This is a genomic window from Prevotella sp. E13-17 (genome assembly GCF_022024035.1).
Classification (GTDB): Bacteria; Bacteroidota; Bacteroidia; order Bacteroidales; family Bacteroidaceae; genus Prevotella.
On record NZ_CP091787.1, the window covers coordinates 1,760,789 to 1,779,093 of the forward strand.

Sequence of the window (18,305 nt, forward strand, 5' to 3'; positions counted from 1 at the left end):
CAAGGCCTGAACAGACGTTTCTCAGACCATCTTTAATTGGTTAATATTCATAGGCGCTTGCGTCTGTTCAAACGCCTATTTCCTCGTACGAGGATAAAAAGCGGGTGCAAAGTTACTCAAATTTATTGAAAATGAGCACTTTGCACCCGTCTTATATGATTCTATTTAAGTTTTTTTAAGAATGATGTTCAAATACAAGTTCTTCTTTGCCGTCAGCTTTACTGATTTGGATAGTGTCACCTTCCTTCAGGTTCTCATTCAGAATGAGCTCGCAGATGCCATCCTCGATGTAGGTTTGTATGGCGCGCTTCAGCGGACGAGCTCCAAACTGCACATCATATCCCTTGCTTGCGACAAAATCTTTTGCCTCGTCGGTCAACTCCACTTGATAACCCATCTCAGCGATACGACTGACAAGAGGCTTTAGTTCGACGTTGATAATGCGCTTGATAGCATCCATATCCAACTGCTCGAAGGTGATAATCTCGTCCATGCGGTTCAGGAACTCGGGCGAGAACTGTTTAGAGAGCGCCTTTTGAACGATACTTCTGGCATGTTCGCGATCCTTGTCGTTCATGTTAAGCCCCAAACTACCGGCAGTGAATCCCACACCTCTTCCGAAGTCTTTCAGTTGTCGGGTGCCCGCATTAGACGTCATGATGATGACCGTATTGCGGAAATCAACAAATCGACCATTGCCGTCGGTCAGTCGTCCTTCGTCCAGCACCTGCAAAAGGAGGTTATAGACATTGCCATGAGCTTTCTCTATCTCGTCGAGCAGCACGATAGAATAAGGCTTACGACGTACGCGTTCGGTCAGCTGTCCGCCCTCTTCGTAGCCGACATAACCCGGAGGCGCACCAATCAACCTCGACACATTGAAGGCCTCAGTATATTCGCTCATATCGATTCGTATCAGCGCATCGGAAGAACCAAACATAAACTCTGCCAATTTCTTGGCGAGGTATGTCTTGCCGACACCAGTAGGTCCGAGAAACATGAAGACGCCGATGGGGTGGTTAGGCTCCTTGAGTCCCACACGGTTGCGCTGAATAGCTTTCACCATCTTATCAATCGCCTTGTCTTGTGCAATGACACAATCTTTAAGATTCTGTGCTAATCCCTTCAAGCGAATACCTTCGCTCTGAGCAATTCGCTGCACAGGCACACCTGTCATCATCGAGACCACATTGGCAATATCTTCTTCATTGACAACCTGACGGTCCTCACCGTTACCCGACTGCCAGTTGGCTTCCATCGCTGCCAATTCGTTTTCCAGCTGAGTTTGTTTGTCGCGATAGCTGGCAGCCAATTCAAAATTCTGATTGCTGACAGCAGCTTGTTTACGTTCTTTGATGTGAGCCAGTTCTTTCTCTTTCTCAACAATCTCGTCGGGGACATGAGCATTGCGAAGATGCACACGTGAGCCCGTTTCATCCATCGCGTCGATGGCCTTATCCGGGAAAGCACGATCGGAGATATATCTTCCTGTCAATCTGACACATGCTCTCAGTGCTTCATCCGTATATTCCACATGATGATGATGCTCGTATTTGTCCTTGATGTTACGCAAGATCTGGAATGTTTCCTCCTCGTTGGTAGCTTCTACAAGCACCTTTTGGAAACGGCGTTCCAAGGCGCCATCTTTCTCGATGCTGTTGCGATATTCATCAAGAGTCGTAGCACCGATGCATTGAATGGTTCCGCGTGCCAGAGCTGGTTTCATAATGTTGGCAGCATCCATTGTGCCAGGGGCCGACCCAGCACCAATCATGGTGTGAATCTCGTCTATAAATATAATAATGTCGGGATTCTGTTCGATTTCATTGATCAATGCCTTGATGCGTTCTTCAAACTGACCGCGATATTTCGTGCCAGCCACAACGCTGGTCATGTCAAGACTGACAATACGTTTATTGAAAAACATCGGTGATGTACGGCGTTGAGCAATCAGCTGTGCTAATCCTTCAACGATAGCACTCTTGCCGACACCAGGTTCACCGATTAATATTGGATTATTCTTCTTGCGCCGTCCTAAGATTTCAACGACACGCTGGATCTCGTTATCACGTCCCACGACGACGTCAAGTTTTCCATCAAGTGCGGCTTGCGTCAGGTCGGTCGAGAAGTTGTCAAGTACGGGTGTCTTTGAAGACGCCTTAGTGGTGGTCTTGGTCGTTGACCCACCATTTGACATCTTTGCGCCTTGATGCGCAGCATTTTCTTCGAAGTCCTCCTCTTCCTCATCAGGGAGCCCGATGCCATTGCTAGGTTCTTTAGCGCGCAAAAGGCTCATTGTATCATCGTAATTCATATTATAATGCTCTAAAATTTGTTTAGCACCATTGTTTGCCTTATCGTGCAATATAGCCAGTAACAGGTGTCCTTCATCAATACTTTGCGTATGTTGGATGCGTGCTTCAAGAACAGCCAGCTTCAAAATGTTCGACGCACTCTCGTTGAGCACAAGTTCGTGTTGGTTGTATTGTTCAAGCACATCTGTATCTTCCTCGTGTGCTTTCAACTCCAAGTCTTTCTTTACCTCATGAATATCTACATTCAGTCGAGAGAATACATTTGAAACAGGCCCATTGTCAATGCGCAACATCCCCAACAGCAAATGCTCGGGTCTTACAGAAGAAGAAGACAGGCGTTCTGCTTCCTCTCTTGAAAATGCGAGTATCTTTGATACATTTGGTGAAAATCGGCTTGTCATATATAAAACTAATTGGTTCGTAGTTATACATGCAAATGGCGTGCCAAACTCAGACAGCGTTTAAACATTGATCACATCCATTTCGTTAGTGAGTCGGACATTCTCGAATATCTGTCGGGCTTCTTCAAGAAGTATTTTTTCGTCAGGATAGCGCGAACTGTAGTGGCCGAGAAGCAGCTGTTTGACCCCTGCATCGCGTGCCACCATGGCAGCCTGTTGTGCTGTCGAATGGTTGTATTTCTCTGCCATTGCCAGATTGTCAGTGGCATATGTACTCTCATGATATAGTGTCGTCACACCATGCAACAGGCGATGAAGCTCGGGCATATATTTCGTATCCGAACAATAGGCATAGGCCCTTGCAGGGTCTGCCGGTGTGACGAGTCGTTCGTTGGGCACGACTGTACCATCGGGCAAGACATAATTCTGTCCGTTCTTGATGTTATTGATTTGCGAAACAGGAATCTGGTAGCACTCTATCATGTCTCGTCTGATGTGTGGCAGTGTGGGCTTTTCACGAAACAGATAGCCACAACAAGACGGCCGGTGGTGGAGTGGGATAGTCTCCACTGTCAGCGAGCGATCCTCATAGATGACTTGGTGCTCGTTGGTGTCAACAGTATTGAATTTAATCTCGTAATCTAAGTCACGACAGAAGAATGCAATCTGCTTTTTAAGTATCTCGTTAAGTGCTTCGGGGGCATAGATATTCAGCGTGGCAGTTCGGCCGAGCAACCCGAAGGTAGATATCATGCCAATGAGTCCGAAACAATGATCTCCATGGTAATGCGAGATGAAAATATGACCTAATTTTGTAAATGAAAGCGATGACTTTCGCATTTGCAGTTGCGTGCCTTCACCGCAATCCACCATAAAGAGTTTCCCTCTGCACTCAACTATTTGAGATGTAGGAAAATGTCTCATGGTTGGTAAAGCACTTCCGCAACCTAATATATGTACACGAAAAGGTTCCAATATTGTCAGAAAGATTTAATATGATTACATAATAAAGTCATCATCACCATTGTCCAACTCGATGCCAAGATCCTCTTCTCTTTCCTCCTGTTGACGAGAGTATTCGAACGTCTCTTCCTGGTCTTGGATGACCAACGAGTCGGGCGTGATGTGCTTGATGGAATAAACAAAGGTTTCATCGATTTCGACACCATCTTCACGGGTGGCGGTAATATGAAGTTTGCCGTTATAAATACGCCATGATTTATAGACGACCGCATTTTGATCAATGCTTTCCACGATACCGCCTCGCCTGATGCTGATGCCTGTTTCCGAACTGCCGTCAATGGGATTAGGCATCACCCAATTGCCCAAGAGCGCCGACTTGTTGACAACTAGCAGCGCAATCGTACTGTCGCCATTTGCAACGACTGCCATTTCGTCACCCTTATGATATCCACCTTTGATGTCGCCGTTGTCACGTGCATTACTGACGTTGATATTAAGGGTATCTCCAGCATCTGTAACGATTTGCAGAATGTCATTAGTCGATTTGTCAGTACAGAAGCCATAGATGGTAGAGTCGCGGAAGGCATCCCGTTCCTCTTCTGTTTCAACATTCTCCATGAAGCTTGACTTCTTGTTGCCTCCACATCCGATGGCGAGCACTGTTGCCATGACGAAAATCAAAGTCTTTTTCATTGTTCAAAAAGTTTCTGTGATGAGTTTAGTCTTTGTTTAATTTCTCGTTTTGTTTTGCTTCATTCCAGAGCTGGTCCATCTCGTCGAGCGACATCTCTGTGAGCGGGCGACCTGCACGAATGGAATGCTGCTCAATATAGTTGAAGCGCCGAATGAACTTAGCATTGGTGCGTTCCAACGCATTGTCGGGGTTCAAATGATACAGGCGTGCAGCATTAATGACAGAGAACAGAAAATCGCCCAGTTCGTTGGTTGACGCCTCTTTATCCTCGCGTGCCAGTTCTACTTCCAGTTCTTTCAATTCTTCATGCACTTTGTCCCAGACGTCTTCTTTCTTTTGCCAGTCAAACCCCACGTTACGTGCCTTATCCTGAATGCGATAGGCCTTGATGAGTGAAGGTAAGGATGAAGGCACACCGCTGAGCACTGTCTTGTTGCCATCCTTTTCTTTCAGCTTGATTTGCTCCCAGTTTTTCAGCACCTCGTCGCTGGTTTCAGCCTTTGAAAATTCGTTGTTGCTTTCGGCATCCTCCGGGACATAGGGCAGGGGTTTGGGGGCTGCCGCACCGACCTGACTGGGATGATAGACATGGGGATGTCTGAAGATGAGTTTGTCGGTCTCAGTGTTCAGCACGTCGGCTATATCGAACTGCTTCTTTTCGCGCGCTATCATGGCATAGAAACAAGTGTGCATCAGCACATCGCCCAGTTCCTTTTTGATTTCGTGCGTGTCGTCTTTCATGATGGCATCACACAGTTCAAAAGTCTCTTCGATTGTGTTCGGGCGCAGACTTTCGTTGGTTTGTTTTCTGTCCCACGGGCACTTCTCGCGCAACTGATCCAGCACGTCGAGCAGCCGTCCGAAGGCTTTCATTTGTTCTTCTCGTGTATGCATACAATTATTTTTCGGGCAAAGGTAAGCATTATTTTTGTAACAGCCAAATTTTATACAATGTTAGAAAATAGAGTAAAGGATTTGTTGCATTTTGATTTTTTTTTGTAACTTTGGCTTTGCCGAACTTACCTGGCACTCGGAAATGAAAAGAAAAAACAAGTTTTCCTTTTGCATTTCTCTCGTTTTTTTGTAACTTTGCACCCAATCAAAGAGAAAGCTTTATAATAAGGTATGGAAATAGCAAGTAAATACGACCCAAAAGAGGTCGAAGGTAAATGGTATCAGTATTGGCTGGATAACAAACTTTTCAGCTCAAAACCCGATGGTCGCGAACCCTACACAATCGTGATTCCGCCACCCAACGTGACAGGTGTGCTGCACATGGGCCACATGCTGAACAACACGATTCAAGACATCCTTGTCCGTCGTGCACGCATGGAGGGCAAAAACGCTTGTTGGGTGCCCGGCACCGACCACGCTTCAATTGCCACCGAGGCAAAGGTGGTTAAGAAGTTGGCTGCCGAAGGCATTAAAAAGCACGACCTGACCCGCGAGCAGTTCCTGAAGCACGCATGGGAATGGACCGACGAACACGGAGGCATCATCCTGAAGCAACTGCGTCGTCTTGGTGCCTCATGCGACTGGGATCGCACGGCATTCACCATGGACGAGAAGCGCTCTAAGAGTGTGATTAAAGTATTCGTAGATCTCTATCGCAAGGGCTACATCTATCGTGGCCTTCGCATGGTGAACTGGGATCCGAAGGCACTGACAGCCCTTTCCGACGAAGAGGTTGTATATCGTGAGGAGCAGAGCCACCTGTACTATCTGAAGTATTACGTGGCAGGCGACTGTCATGTTGACAACACAGAAGGCAACGTCATCCACAAGGACGAAAAGGGCTACTATGCCGTTGTGGCCACCACGCGCCCTGAGACCATTATGGGCGACACCGCCATGTGTATCAATCCCAAGGACCCCAAAAACCAGTGGTTGAAAGGTCGCAAGGTGATTGTTCCTTTGGTCAACCGCGAGATACCCGTTATCGAAGACCGTTACGTAGAGATTGAGTTTGGTACTGGCTGTCTGAAGGTGACACCTGCTCACGACAAAAACGACAACATGCTGGGAAAGGTTCACAACCTAGAGACCATCGACATCTTCAATGCCGACGGAACCATCAGCAACGAGAGCACGATGTATGTAGGCATGGATCGCTTTGACTGTCGCAAGCAGATTGTCAAAGACCTCGAAGCAGCAGGTCTCATGGAGAAGGTCGAGGACTATACAAATAAGGTAGGCTACTCCGAGCGCAACCCTGACACTGCCATCGAGCCACGCCTCTCGCTGCAGTGGTTCTTGAAGATGCAACACTTTGCCGACATTGCCCTGCCTCCCGTACTGAATGGTGAGATGCATTTCTACCCCCAGAAGTATGTAAACACCTATAAAAACTGGTTGGAGAATATCCAAGATTGGTGTATCAGTCGTCAGCTGTGGTGGGGTCATCGCATTCCGGCCTATTACTATGCCGAGGAGAAATTCGTCGTTGCCGAAACAGCCGAAGAGGCTTTGGAACTGGCACGCAAGGAGAGCGGCAACGCCAACTTGCAGATGGCCGACCTGAAGCAAGACGAGGACGCACTCGACACATGGTTCTCTTCATGGTTGTGGCCTGTGTCGCTTTTCGACGGCATCAACAATCCCGGCAACGAAGAAATCAACTATTATTATCCCACGAGTGACCTTGTGACCGGTCCTGACATCATTTTCTTTTGGGTAGCCCGCATGATTATGGCTGGTGAGGAATATTTAGGCAAGTTCCCCTTCAAGAATGTTTACTTCACAGGTATCGTTCGCGACAAGTTGGGACGCAAGATGTCTAAGTCGCTCGGCAACTCGCCCGATCCTATCGAACTCATTGAGAAATATGGCGCCGACGGCGTGCGTATGGGTATGATGCTCTCAGCCCCTGCCGGCAATGATATTCTCTTCGACGAAAGTCTCTGCGAACAAGGACGCAACTTCAACAACAAGATCTGGAATGCCTTCCGCCTGGTGAAAGGATGGCAAGTTTCAGACGTTGCAGCCGACAATGGCAACAAGCAGGCTGTGGCCTGGATGGAAGCACGCATCAAGCAGGCAAATGTCGAATTGCAGGATCACTTTGCAAAATATCGCATCAGCGATGCCCTGATGACCGTCTATAAACTGTTCTGGGACGAGTTCTCAAGCTGGTATCTCGAAATGGTGAAACCCGCCTATATCAATGGACAGGCTCAACCCATCGACAAGGCGACTTATGCAGCCACACTGCGCTTCTTCGAAATCTTGCTGAAGATGCTTCATCCTTTCATGCCCTTCATCACCGAAGAACTCTGGCAGGCCCTCTACGAGCGCAAGGATGGCGAAAGCATCATGCGCGACAATTTGAAGTTGGATGCACCTACAGAAGCCGACAATCAGTTGGTGGCCGACGTAGAACAGGTGAAGCAGGTAGTCAGCGGTGTTCGTATGGTTCGCAACCAGAAAAACATTGCTCCCAAGGAGAAGCTCTCTCTTCAGGCCGTAGGTCAGAATCATTTCGAAGCCTACAACGACATTATCACGAAGATGGCCAACCTGCAGGATATCACCGTAGTAGAGAGCAAAGATGCCTCTGCAGCTGCCTTTATGGTCGGCACCGATGAGTTTGCAGTTCCCGTGGGCGACATGATCGACATCGAAGAGGAAATCAAGAAGATGGAAGCTCAGATAGCCCATCTTGAAGGATTCCAGAACAGCGTCAAGAAGAAGCTCAGCAACGAGCGCTTTGTAGCCAATGCTCCCGAGGCTGTGGTAGCCTTAGAGCGCAAGAAGCTGGCAGACTCGGAAGAGAAGATTGCTGCATTGCGAGAATCCATTGCTGCGTTGAAGAAATAGAATATTTGTATGAATTTAGTTTTATATTATGGAATGGTTTGTTAATCTATTTACAAATACCGAATCGGTGGCACACATTGCAATCTTATATGCCATTGTGATTGCCGTTGGTGTTTATCTGGGAAAGATAAAAATATTCGGTATTTCACTTGGCGTCACGTTTGTCCTGTTTGCAGGCATCGTGCTTGGCCACATCTATCATTACTATGGATTGGAGGCGGCTCCTACCGACACGCTGACCTTCGTACAAGACTTCGGATTGATTCTGTTTGTCTTCATGATTGGTCTTCAGGTAGGCCCCGGCTTCTTTGAGAGTTTCGGTAAAGCAGGTATCAAGTTGAACGCTCTGGCTGCTTCGGCTATTGCATTAAACATCGTCGTGATGTTTGCCTGCTATTTTATCTTCTTCTACAGTCAGCACGACAACACCAATTTGCCGATGATGGTAGGAACGCTCTATGGTGCAGTGACCAACACACCTGGTCTTGGTGCTGCCAACGAAGCATTGGCTTCGCTCAAGGGTGTCTTCGGCGACAATCCTCCGCAGATAGCATCTGCTTATGCCTGTGCTTATCCTCTCGGTGTGCTTGGCATCATTGGCGCTACTATCGTGGTGCGCTACATCTGTCGTGTGAAATTGGAGAAGGAGGAAGAAGCACTCGAGCAAGAGGCAGGTGCGAAAGCCACACAGAAGCCTCACCACATGCATCTTGAGGTGTCTAACAAATACCTTGAGGGAAAGACCGTGCTGCAGGTACATAACTTCCTGAACCGCGACTTCGTCGTGTCGCGCATTCTTCACGAAGGTCATGTGTCTATTCCCAATCGCGACACTGTCTTTCACGTTGGCGACCAGATGTATATTGTCTGTGCAGAGGCCGACTATGAAGCCATTGTAGCCTTCATCGGCCCAGTGATCGAGGTTGACTGGGATCAGCAAGATCAGCCCTTAGTGTCTAAGCGTGTGTTGGTGACCAACCCCAAAATCAATGGTAAATCTTTCGGTCAGATGCACTTCTCGAGTGTCTATGGCGTCAACGTAACACGTGTCACACGTCATGGTATGGACATCTTTGCATCGCCAAGTCTCCCCTTGCAGGTCGGCGACCGCATCATGGTTGTTGGACCACAAGATGCTGTCGATCGTGTGGCTCATATCATGGGTAACTCTATCAAGCGTCTGGATGCTCCCAACATTGCCACTATTTTTATTGGCATCATCGTAGGCATCATCTTTGGTTCGCTACCCTTTGTGCCAGGAATGCCCCTGATGAAGTTAGGCATTGCCGGTGGACCGCTGATTATTGCCATCTTGATTGGTCGCTATGGCTACAAGGTGAAGTTGGTCACCTATACGACTACATCGGCCAACATGATGTTGCGAGAAATAGGTCTGGTCTTGTTTCTGGCATCTGTGGGCATCAAAGCCGGTGCCAACTTCTTTGACACCGTGATGACAGGCAACGGCGTGCTCTATGTCTTGACAGGTTTCCTGATCACGATCATACCTATATTAATTATAGGCCCCATCGCCCGACGTCTGAAGTTCAACTACTTCACCATCGCTGGTATGCTGGCAGGCACCTATACCGACCCCCCTGCATTGGCCTATGCCAACAGTATCTGTTCGAAAGAAGCTCCTGCCGTGGGCTACTCTACGGTATATCCTTTAGCTATGTTCCTGCGCATCCTTACAGCACAACTCATCGTGCTGTTCTGCTGCGGACAGTTTTAGACAGAAAATCAATTCAACTTATATAATTAATGCACACAATTAGACTTTGGCTTAGTTTAGCAATGTTTTCCTCATCGATGATGATGTTCGCTCAAGGAGCAAAGAACATCATCATCAGTGAGGTTCAAACTGCTAATGAAACAGGAATAGAAGATGCATTTGGCGCAAGACATGCTTGGGTGGAACTTGAAAACACATCTTTTTCTACCTACAATGTCAGAGGCATGTATATCGCTACCGACAAGGCGGTGCTCAACGCCCAATTGTCGGCGCCAGAACGCATCAAGAAGATGAGCGTCATCCCTTCGGGTGACGACCGGACAAACCTGGGAGCTCGCAAGCACTTGTTGCTTTTCTTGAATGCCAACCCAGCCAACAGTTTGCTCCATCTGTCTGCCCCTGTCAAACAGGGCGCATCACAGTGGATTGCACTTTATAATGCCAACGGTGTTGAGCTCATTGACTCTATCACCGTTCCTGCTTTAAGCGCTGATGCTTCTTACACTCTTGCGGACAGCAAGTGGACGGTGAGAGCAGCAGACGAGGTCACTCCTGGCGTATCTAACAGCATCATTACCGATGCTCCGAGAAAGTCAAAGATAGACAGATTCAAAGAAAACGACCCACACGGTTTTGCCATGGCATTCATGGCAATGGGCATCGTCTTCATGTGTCTGACCCTGCTTTGGCTGTTCTTCTGGCTGTTCGGCTTGTTGATGCGCCACATCGAGACAGCTAAGAAGGTGGTACACAGACAACCCATTAAGCCCATCACCAAAACGGTAGAAATGACCGCGGAGATTGGACATAAGACCAGCAACATCCTGCAAGAAGGTTTCGACAAGAAAGGCATTGACATGGAAGTCTATATGGCAGTCATCGGCATGGCGCTTCGCCAGTATGAGGATGATGTTCACGATGTGGAAAGTGGTGTTATCACCATCAAACCCAAGGACACCGAATGGGACGATGAATACACTCAAATGACTCATTTCCACAATCCCGTTCTTCCGTCAACGCCACACTCATCAAATATTCCTACAACACCCGAATTCATATAAAGATTATGAAAACATACCAGTACAAAGTCAAAGGCATTGACTATCAAGTTGAAATTGCCGAGGTAGAAGGAAATATCGCCAAAGTAAATGTGAATGGCATCCCCTTCGAGGTAGAACTGCAAAAGCCCATCAACGCAGCCAAACATCCTCAGATGAACACGCCCAAGGTTATGGCGCCAAAACCAGTATCAACTAATCCGACACCATCGTCACAGTCGGCAGCACCAGTGTCGTCGGCACCATCGGCCGAAGCTGGCTTCGCAGTCAAGTCGCCACTGCCAGGCACCATCACAGATGTGAAAGTACAGGTGGGGCAGCATGTCAATGCCGGCGACATCGTTCTGACACTCGAGGCCATGAAGATGCAAAACAATATCGAAGCCGAGGTGTCTGGCGATATCACGTCTATCACTGTGAAGCCAGGCGACACCGTCATGGAGGGTGCCGTATTGGTCACCATTGGAAAATAAGTGTATCTGTTAAGAGAGAAAAATTATGTGGCAATTCATTATAGAAAACTTCAATGAGTTCTTGACATACACAGGCTTTGCCAATGCATCTGTCGGCAACCTGATCATGATTGCTGTGGGGGCTGTTTTTATCTATCTTGCCATCAAGAAAGACTTCGAGCCCTTGCTGTTAGTTCCCATTGGCTTAGGCATCATCCTCGGCAACATACCCTTTCGTGCTGACGCAGGCCTCGAGATAGGACTATACGAAGACAACTCCGTACTGAACATCTTCTATCAAGGCGTTCGTCAAGGATGGTATCCACCCCTCATTTTCCTGGGCATTGGAGCCATGACCGACTTCTCGGCCCTCTTGGCCAATCCCAAGCTGATGCTCATTGGAGCTGCCGCCCAGTTTGGCATCTTCGGTGCCTATATGCTTGCACTTCTTTTAGGGTTCGAGCCCAATCAGGCTGCGGGCATTGCCATCATCGGTGGTGCCGACGGACCTACAGCCATTTTCCTCTCATCAAAGCTTTCACCCAACCTGATGGGCGCCATTGCCGTGTGTGCCTATTCCTATATGGCGCTGGTTCCATTGATCCAACCCCCATTGATGCGATTGCTCACCACCAAGAGCGAACGCATCATCAAGATGAAACCCAGTCGCGAAGTGTCGCAGACGGAACGCATTCTCTTTCCCATCATCGGGTTGCTCATCACAACATTTATTGTTCCCTCAGCCCTGCCACTGTTAGGCATGCTGTTCTTTGGCAACCTGCTGAAGGAGAGTGGCAAGACCACCCGTCTGGCCAAGACGGCTGGCAGTGCCCTCAACGACATCGTAGTCGTTCTGTTGGGCCTCACGGTTGGTTGCTCCACTCAGGCATCCGAGTTCTTGACGCTGAACACCGTCTTCATCTTTGCCATCGGTGCTTTTGCCTTTGCCATAGCCACCGCCAGCGGAGTGCTCTTTGTGAAGTTCATGAATCTATTCCTGCCCAAAGACAAAAAGCTGAACCCCCTGATTGGCAATGCCGGTGTCAGTGCCGTGCCAATGGCAGCTCGCATTTCCAACAACCTCGGATTGGAGTATGATCGTCACAACTTCCTGTTGATGCACGCCATGGGTCCCAACGTAGCCGGTGTCATCGGTTCAGCCGTAGCAGCCGGCGCACTTTTGGGATTCCTCTCTTAAGGGAAATCTTAATGGAAAAGTGAATAGTTAACAGTGAAGAAAATGCTGCCAACTTTCACAAAGTAATAGTGAACTTTTTAGAAATCTGCTCCCTTGAGATTGATAAAATCACTTAAATATAAAGAAAGCCACTTGGGTTTAACCAAGCGGCTTTCTTTATTCCACAATTTATCGGGAAACTAGCAATACTGTCTCAGCGCACCTATCAGCTCGTTGTTCTCATCACGACTGCCGATAGTGATGCGCAGGCAGTTTTGGCACAACTGAACGCGCGTTCGGTTGCGGACAATGATGCCCTGCTCAACAAGATAATCATAGATGCGCTGGGCATCGACCACACGCGCCAGGAAGAAGTTGGCATCGGTGGGATAGATCTTCTCGCAAAGGGGCAGGGCCTGGAAGGCTTCTATCACACGCGTGCGCTCGCTCTTGATCAGCTGTACCCAGCGATCTACTTCATAGGGGTCGCTAAGCACCTTGATGGCCTGCTCCTGCGTCAGGAGGTTGACATTGTAAGGGTACTTCACCTTGTTGAAGATAGCAATAATCTCGGGCGAGGCAAAAGCCATGCCCAGACGAATGGCGGCAGAAGCCCACGCCTTGCTGAGTGTATTCAGTACAATCAGATTGGGATAGCGAGGCAACTCGAAGCGCAGCGGACGTGCAGACGAGAAGTCGCTGTAGGCTTCATCGACAACGACGATACCCTGGAACGAGCGTAGCACCTTGACAATCTCGTCGCGGTTGATGTCGTTGCCCGTGGGGTTGTTGGGACTGCATATCCAGATGACCTTGGTATGGGCATCGCATGCAGCCAACAGGGCATCTGCGGTGATCTGATAGTTTTCATCGAGAAGCACCGGGCGATACGCTACGTCGTTGATGTCGGCACATACTTTATACATGCCGTAGGTGGGCTCGATGGCCACGACATTATCCTCCTTAGGCTCACAAAAGCAGCGATATACCAGGTCGATGGCTTCGTCGCTGCCATTGCCAAGAAAGGTGTAATCTACGGGGATACCCTTCACTTTCTCAATACTTTTCTTGAGTTCAATCTGCAGCGGATCGGGATAGCGATTCAGCGGACTTCCGTATGGATTCTCGTTGGCATCAAGAAAGACAGAGGCTTTCGTGCCATTAAACTCATTTCTTGCACAGCTATAGGGAGCCAGATTCCAAATATTCTTACGAACAAGCTTATCAAGACTCATCATGATGATTACAAATAATTTTCCCTACTTAATCTTATTTTATTGCATTCAGTCTCACGGTCATGGCATTCTTGTGGGCATCGAGTTGTTCTGCTTCTGCCATGAGTTCTACGGCGTGGCCTATCTGCCGGATGCCTTCTTCAGAGAGATGCTGGAAAGTGATCTTACGGCAGTAGCTGTCCAGATTGACACCACTATAGGCGGTGGCATAGCCGTGAGTCGGCAACGTGTGATTGGTGCCGCTGGCATAGTCGCCAGCACTTTCGCATGCGTATTGGCCCAAAAAGACACTACCTGCATTGACGACATGCTCAGCCAGCTCTTCATAGTCGGTCGTCTGGATGATGAGATGTTCAGGTGCATACGCATTTGACAGTTCCAACATCTCGCGGCTTGACTCTACGAGCACAAGACGACTATTTTCCAATGCCCTGGCTGCTATTTCCTTACGGGGGAGCAGGTTGAGCTGCTGTTCAACCTCGTGTTGCACCCTGGCGAGCATATCTTCAGAAGTGGTAATCATGAGAACCTGAGAGTCAACGCCATGTTCGGCTTGCGAAAGGAGGTCGGCTGCCACAAAGGCGGGGTTGGCCGAATCGTCTGCAAGGACGCAGACCTCACTTGGACCGGCGGGCATGTCAATGGCCACATCGCCCATTGACACCTGTTGCTTGGCAGCCATGACATACTGATTGCCAGGACCAAAAATCTTATAGACTTTGGGTACTGACTCTGTGCCGTAAGCCATCGCACCGATGGCCTGAACACCACCAATCTTAAAGATGCGATTGACACCTGCAATACGTGCAGCCACAAGTATTGCGGCATTAATCTTGCCTTCACGGTTGGGAGGAGTGCACAGAACAATATCTTTGCATCCTGCTATTTTGGCGGGTGCTGCCAGCATCAAAACGGTAGAGAAGAGTGGGGCTGTGCCACCAGGAATGTATAAGCCAACTCGCTCGATGGCCACGCTCTTTTGCCAGCATACAACGCCATCGCGTGTCGTAATCTTCTTGCTGGAAAATCGCTGTGCTTCATGAAACTTGAAGATATTGTCATGAGCCAATTGAATGGCATTCTTCAGTTCATCACTAACAAGCGATTCTGCCTCATTGATCTCGGCCTCGCTGACCGAGAGTGTGGCCAGGTCAACATGATCAAAACGCTGCTCATACTTTTTGACAGCTTCGTCACCATTCTCGCGTATATCGCAGAGCACACTGCTGACAGTGTTTTGCAATTGCGTCATATCGAGATGTGGACGCTCACAGATGTCTGCCCACTGTTCTCTCTTTGGATAACGTATAATCTTCATAACGAGATTAATTGGTATTATCAGAGTATCATCTTTTCAATAGGAGTGACAAGGATACCTTGTGCTCCAAGAGCTTTTAACTGACCTATTATCTCCCAAAAGCGCTTCTGGTCGAGCACGGTATGAACAGAACACCATTCTTCGTCAGCAAGAGGAATAATGGTAGGGCTCTTCAATCCTGGAAGAACATTGATGATCTCGTCAAGCTTTGCTTTGGGTACATTCATGCGAACATACTTTTTGTCTTCAGCCTGTCTCACTGCTTCAAAGCGGAATAGCATTTGATTCAGAATGTCACGCTTCTCTTGACTCATCCCCGGATGTCCTATCAGCAGCGCTTCGCTTTGCATCACAATCTCAACTTCGCGAAGGTTATTGCTGACAAGGGTTGACCCTGAACTTACGATGTCGAAGATGGCATCAGCAAGACCAATACCTGGACTAATCTCAACACTTCCTGTAATGACATGGACATCTGCATGAATATGATGTTCGTTGAGAAAACGATTCAATATGACAGGATAAGAAGTCGCAATGGTCTTGCCATTAAACCACTCCAATCCCTGATAGTCTATGTCCTTGGGGATGGCTAGCGACAAGCGACAACGACTAAAACCCAACCTTGAGATGATATCTGCCTCTGCGCCTCGCTCTTGGTATTCGTTTTCACCGACGACACCAATATCTGCAACACCTGTTGCAACGCTTTGAGGTATATCATCATCTCGCAGATACAAAACCTCTAATGGAAAATTCTGAGCTGAAACCAGAAGAGTTCTCTTACTGGCAGTCACCTTAACATCTGCCTCACTTAGCAACTGCATGGTATCTTCATACAGTCGTCCTTTTGATTGTACTGCAATTCTTAGCATAAGTCTAATTATCTTGAAAATCGTCGGCAAAATTACGTTTTTTTTTTTATATATGCAATAAAATGTTTATTTTTGCATCCAAAAACCAAATAGATTGAGACACTTTAGTATAGTTATACTCCTTTTATGCCTTGTCACTGGCTGTCAACAGCAGAAGGACACAACACCACCCTGGGCAACAAACAGCAGCGAGGATTTGCAGCAGTTTGATCTATCTGATATTGAGCAGACTGGCGAGTTGATTGCTGTAACGATGTATGGACCAGATACATACTATGACTACCATGGCCATCATCTGGGAGCGCATTATTTGTTGTGCGAGCAACTGGCGAAGCATCTTGGGGTTCAACTTCGTATGGAAGTGTGTCGGGACAGTGCAGAAATGGTGGCGAGGTTGGAAGCAGACGAAGCAGACATCGCTGTATATCCATTTAACAATGACTCCATCTTGTTTGGATGGAAAGTAGGCGACAACAAACCAGAACTGATTAGCGAACTGAAACAATGGTCACAACCTGACATGCTGGACAACATGAAAGCCTATGAGCACCGCTTGTTGACCCAGTCGAGAGTGCGGCACAGAGTGTATGCGCCCATGATGTCTAAGGGAGCCATCTCGCGCTACGACCAATTGTTCAAACGCCATAGCCGGACATGCAACTGGGATTGGCGTTTGCTGGCTGCACAGTGTTACCAAGAGTCAACCTTTGACTCGAATGCGCAGTCGTGGGCGGGTGCAAAAGGATTGATGCAGATCATGCCTGGCACAGCCGAACATTTAGGGCTTCCAAAAGATCAAATCTTCAATCCAGAACAAAATATTGCTGCAGCAACAAGACTGCTACGCGAATTAGAACATCATTTGAGCGACGTGCGCGATAGAAACGAGCGGCAGAATCTGGTGCTGGCTGCCTATAACGGCGGAATGAATCATGTGCGTGATGCTATGCGATTGGCAGAGAGAGACAAACGGAATCCTCATTCCTGGAACGACGTGCGTCCCTACATCTTGAAGTTGAGCCAAAGAGAGTATTACCAAGACACGCTCGTTCACTATGGATATATGCGTGGTCAGGAAACTGCAGAATATGTTGATAAAATAAGAAAAAGATATCAAATATACAGACGTTCCATACGATGAATAACAAGATTAAATTGGTGGCAGACAGCGGTAGTACGAAAACAGACTGGGCTATCGGTGACTTCCGCTTTAAGACACAAGGCATCAATCCGTTTCATCAAGACGATGAATCGATTCTGAGTATCCTCACCGATGAGCTGTTGCCACAGGTTGCAGCGTTTCAGATTGACGAAATTTGCTTTTACGGCAGTGGCGTTCGTCCGGAGTTGGAAGGCAAGATGATGAAAGCCTTAAAAAAGGTCTTTCCGCATGCAACGTCTGTCGAAGCACATAATGACTTATTGGGAGCTGCCCGGGCGCTTTGTGGAGATAAAGAAGGAATTGCATGTATCCTCGGAACAGGCTCGAATTCATGCATTTATGACGGTCGTTCGATTGTCTCAAACACACCAGCACTTGGATATATTCTCGGTGATGAGGGAAGCGGTGCTGTTCTCGGCAAACGATTTCTAAATGCGCTCTACAAAAGCAGATTGCCTGAATCCATAAAACGAGATTTTGAACATGCACAGAAGATGACAATGGCGGATGTCGTTTCGCGTGTCTATAAACAGCCATTGCCCAACAGATGGCTGGCTTCGCTATCTAAGTTCATCTATCAGTGTCAAAACGAAAAAAGCGTTCACACGCTTATTGTTGAGAACTTCGTCGATTTCTTTCGTCTTAACATTAACCCCTATCAGCGACATGACTTGCCCGTTTCGGCCGTAGGCAGCATTGCATTCTACTTTCAGTCACAATTGCAAGAGGCCGCAAATAATGAGGGCTACACAATTCATAAAATACTGCGTAGCCCTATTGAAGGATTAGTCTAAATGGAACAACTCGGGTAGGGGAATGGTGACTGGCGAATTATCTGGATTCACCTCCATGATATCAGCCATCATGTCCCACCATTTCTGTGTGATGGGATCCACATTTTCCGTATCCTGCGAGTTGCCGTCCTTGGTGCACTCTTGATATGCAAACAGAATGTTCGTATCTTTGTCCCAATAGATGCTATAGTTTTCTACGCCTTGTTCTTTGATCATTTGTTTCAATTCCGGCCAAATAGCAGCATGGCGTTTGGCATACTCTTCCTCAAATCCTTTTTTAAGGAACATTTTAAAAGCAAATCTTTTTCTCATT

Annotated in this window: 15 protein-coding genes; 7 read left to right on the forward strand and 8 right to left on the reverse strand. The window is 47.8% G+C overall.

All coding sequences use genetic code 11. From position 1 onward, the window contains the following. Window positions 1-175: 175 nt before the first annotated feature. From L6472_RS06835 to mazG, 4 genes are read right to left on the reverse strand one after another with little or no spacing between them, the layout of a single operon-like run. Window positions 176-2,716 (reverse strand): ATP-dependent Clp protease ATP-binding subunit, encoded by a 2,541-nt coding sequence (locus L6472_RS06835; RefSeq protein ID WP_237803700.1) that lies wholly within the window; start codon window positions 2,714-2,716, stop codon window positions 176-178. Between the two features lie 60 nt (window positions 2,717-2,776). Next, on the reverse strand, window positions 2,777-3,691 hold the full coding sequence (locus L6472_RS06840; RefSeq protein ID WP_237803701.1) for a ribonuclease Z: 915 nt from the start codon (window positions 3,689-3,691) through the stop codon (window positions 2,777-2,779). A 24-nt stretch (window positions 3,692-3,715) separates the two neighbouring features. Then, entirely contained in the window at window positions 3,716-4,372 is a 657-nt protein-coding gene (locus tag L6472_RS06845; RefSeq protein WP_237803702.1) for a lipocalin family protein, read from the reverse strand. Between the two features lie 25 nt (window positions 4,373-4,397). Then, window positions 4,398-5,267 (reverse strand): nucleoside triphosphate pyrophosphohydrolase, encoded by an 870-nt coding sequence (gene mazG / locus L6472_RS06850; RefSeq protein WP_237803703.1) that lies wholly within the window; start codon window positions 5,265-5,267, stop codon window positions 4,398-4,400. Between the two features lie 231 nt (window positions 5,268-5,498). On the opposite strand from mazG, the gene L6472_RS06855 reads away from it, so the two are divergent. The 5 genes from L6472_RS06855 (at window position 5,499) to L6472_RS06875 (ending at window position 12,632) form a co-directional block, all read left to right on the forward strand. Continuing rightward, window positions 5,499-8,189 carry a valine--tRNA ligase gene (locus L6472_RS06855; RefSeq protein WP_237803704.1) on the forward strand — a complete coding sequence of 897 codons (2,691 nt, stop codon included), beginning with the start codon at window positions 5,499-5,501 and terminating at the stop codon, window positions 8,187-8,189. A gap of 28 nt (window positions 8,190-8,217) precedes the next feature. Beyond that, on the forward strand, window positions 8,218-9,924 hold the full coding sequence (locus tag L6472_RS06860) for a putative transporter (RefSeq protein ID WP_237803705.1): 1,707 nt from the start codon (window positions 8,218-8,220) through the stop codon (window positions 9,922-9,924). Between the two features lie 77 nt (window positions 9,925-10,001). Further along, complete coding sequence (locus tag L6472_RS06865) at window positions 10,002-10,985, forward strand: lamin tail domain-containing protein (protein ID WP_237803706.1); 984 nt, start codon at window positions 10,002-10,004, stop codon at window positions 10,983-10,985. 5 nt (window positions 10,986-10,990) lie between these two features. Next, window positions 10,991-11,455 (forward strand): biotin/lipoyl-containing protein, encoded by a 465-nt coding sequence (locus tag L6472_RS06870; RefSeq protein WP_237803708.1) that lies wholly within the window; start codon window positions 10,991-10,993, stop codon window positions 11,453-11,455. A 25-nt stretch (window positions 11,456-11,480) separates the two neighbouring features. Further along, on the forward strand, window positions 11,481-12,632 hold the full coding sequence (locus L6472_RS06875) for a sodium ion-translocating decarboxylase subunit beta (RefSeq protein WP_237803709.1): 1,152 nt from the start codon (window positions 11,481-11,483) through the stop codon (window positions 12,630-12,632). 179 nt (window positions 12,633-12,811) lie between these two features. Here L6472_RS06875 and hisC read toward each other — a convergent pair whose 3' ends face one another. From hisC to hisG, 3 genes are read right to left on the reverse strand one after another with little or no spacing between them, the layout of a single operon-like run. Next, window positions 12,812-13,849, reverse strand: a complete 1,038-nt coding sequence (hisC, locus tag L6472_RS06880) for a histidinol-phosphate transaminase (RefSeq protein WP_237803710.1) — start codon at window positions 13,847-13,849, stop codon at window positions 12,812-12,814. Between the two features lie 31 nt (window positions 13,850-13,880). Further along, window positions 13,881-15,164 (reverse strand): histidinol dehydrogenase, encoded by a 1,284-nt coding sequence (gene hisD, locus L6472_RS06885; RefSeq protein ID WP_237803711.1) that lies wholly within the window; start codon window positions 15,162-15,164, stop codon window positions 13,881-13,883. A gap of 20 nt (window positions 15,165-15,184) precedes the next feature. Then, complete coding sequence (gene hisG, locus L6472_RS06890; protein WP_237803712.1) at window positions 15,185-16,036, reverse strand: ATP phosphoribosyltransferase; 852 nt, start codon at window positions 16,034-16,036, stop codon at window positions 15,185-15,187. Between the two features lie 94 nt (window positions 16,037-16,130). Between hisG and L6472_RS06895 the strand changes: the two genes are divergently transcribed. Continuing rightward, window positions 16,131-17,177, forward strand: coding sequence for a transglycosylase SLT domain-containing protein (locus L6472_RS06895; RefSeq protein WP_237803713.1), 1,047 nt, complete (start codon window positions 16,131-16,133; stop codon window positions 17,175-17,177). Continuing rightward, entirely contained in the window at window positions 17,174-17,992 is an 819-nt protein-coding gene (locus L6472_RS06900; RefSeq protein ID WP_237803714.1) for an ATPase, read from the forward strand. The genes L6472_RS06895 and L6472_RS06900 overlap by 4 nt, the downstream gene beginning before the upstream one ends. On the opposite strand, the gene rhaM is transcribed toward L6472_RS06900, so the two are convergent. Next, window positions 17,984-18,304, reverse strand: a complete 321-nt coding sequence (gene rhaM, locus L6472_RS06905) for an L-rhamnose mutarotase (protein WP_237803716.1) — start codon at window positions 18,302-18,304, stop codon at window positions 17,984-17,986. The two genes, L6472_RS06900 and rhaM, sit on opposite strands and share 9 nt — an antisense overlap. Window position 18,305 lies beyond the last annotated feature (1 nt).

Excerpts from the sequence above, each read along its gene's own strand:
- L6472_RS06855 (WP_237803704.1), top strand. The coding sequence starts at position 5,499 with ATGGAAATAGCAAGTAAATACGACCCAAAAGAGGTCGAAGGTAAATGG.
- L6472_RS06860 (WP_237803705.1), top strand. The coding sequence starts at position 8,218 with ATGGAATGGTTTGTTAATCTATTTACAAATACCGAATCGGTGGCACAC.
- L6472_RS06845 (WP_237803702.1), bottom strand. The coding sequence starts at position 4,372 with ATGAAAAAGACTTTGATTTTCGTCATGGCAACAGTGCTCGCCATCGGA.
- hisD (WP_237803711.1), bottom strand. The coding sequence starts at position 15,164 with ATGAAGATTATACGTTATCCAAAGAGAGAACAGTGGGCAGACATCTGT.
- hisG (WP_237803712.1), bottom strand. The coding sequence starts at position 16,036 with ATGCTAAGAATTGCAGTACAATCAAAAGGACGACTGTATGAAGATACC.
- L6472_RS06835 (WP_237803700.1), bottom strand. The coding sequence starts at position 2,716 with ATGACAAGCCGATTTTCACCAAATGTATCAAAGATACTCGCATTTTCA.
- L6472_RS06900 (WP_237803714.1), top strand. The coding sequence starts at position 17,174 with ATGAATAACAAGATTAAATTGGTGGCAGACAGCGGTAGTACGAAAACA.
- L6472_RS06875 (WP_237803709.1), top strand. The coding sequence starts at position 11,481 with ATGTGGCAATTCATTATAGAAAACTTCAATGAGTTCTTGACATACACA.
- L6472_RS06870 (WP_237803708.1), top strand. The coding sequence starts at position 10,991 with ATGAAAACATACCAGTACAAAGTCAAAGGCATTGACTATCAAGTTGAA.
- L6472_RS06865 (WP_237803706.1), top strand. The coding sequence starts at position 10,002 with ATGATGATGTTCGCTCAAGGAGCAAAGAACATCATCATCAGTGAGGTT.
- rhaM (WP_237803716.1), bottom strand. The coding sequence starts at position 18,304 with ATGAGAAAAAGATTTGCTTTTAAAATGTTCCTTAAAAAAGGATTTGAG.
- hisC (WP_237803710.1), bottom strand. The coding sequence starts at position 13,849 with ATGATGAGTCTTGATAAGCTTGTTCGTAAGAATATTTGGAATCTGGCT.
- mazG (WP_237803703.1), bottom strand. The coding sequence starts at position 5,267 with ATGCATACACGAGAAGAACAAATGAAAGCCTTCGGACGGCTGCTCGAC.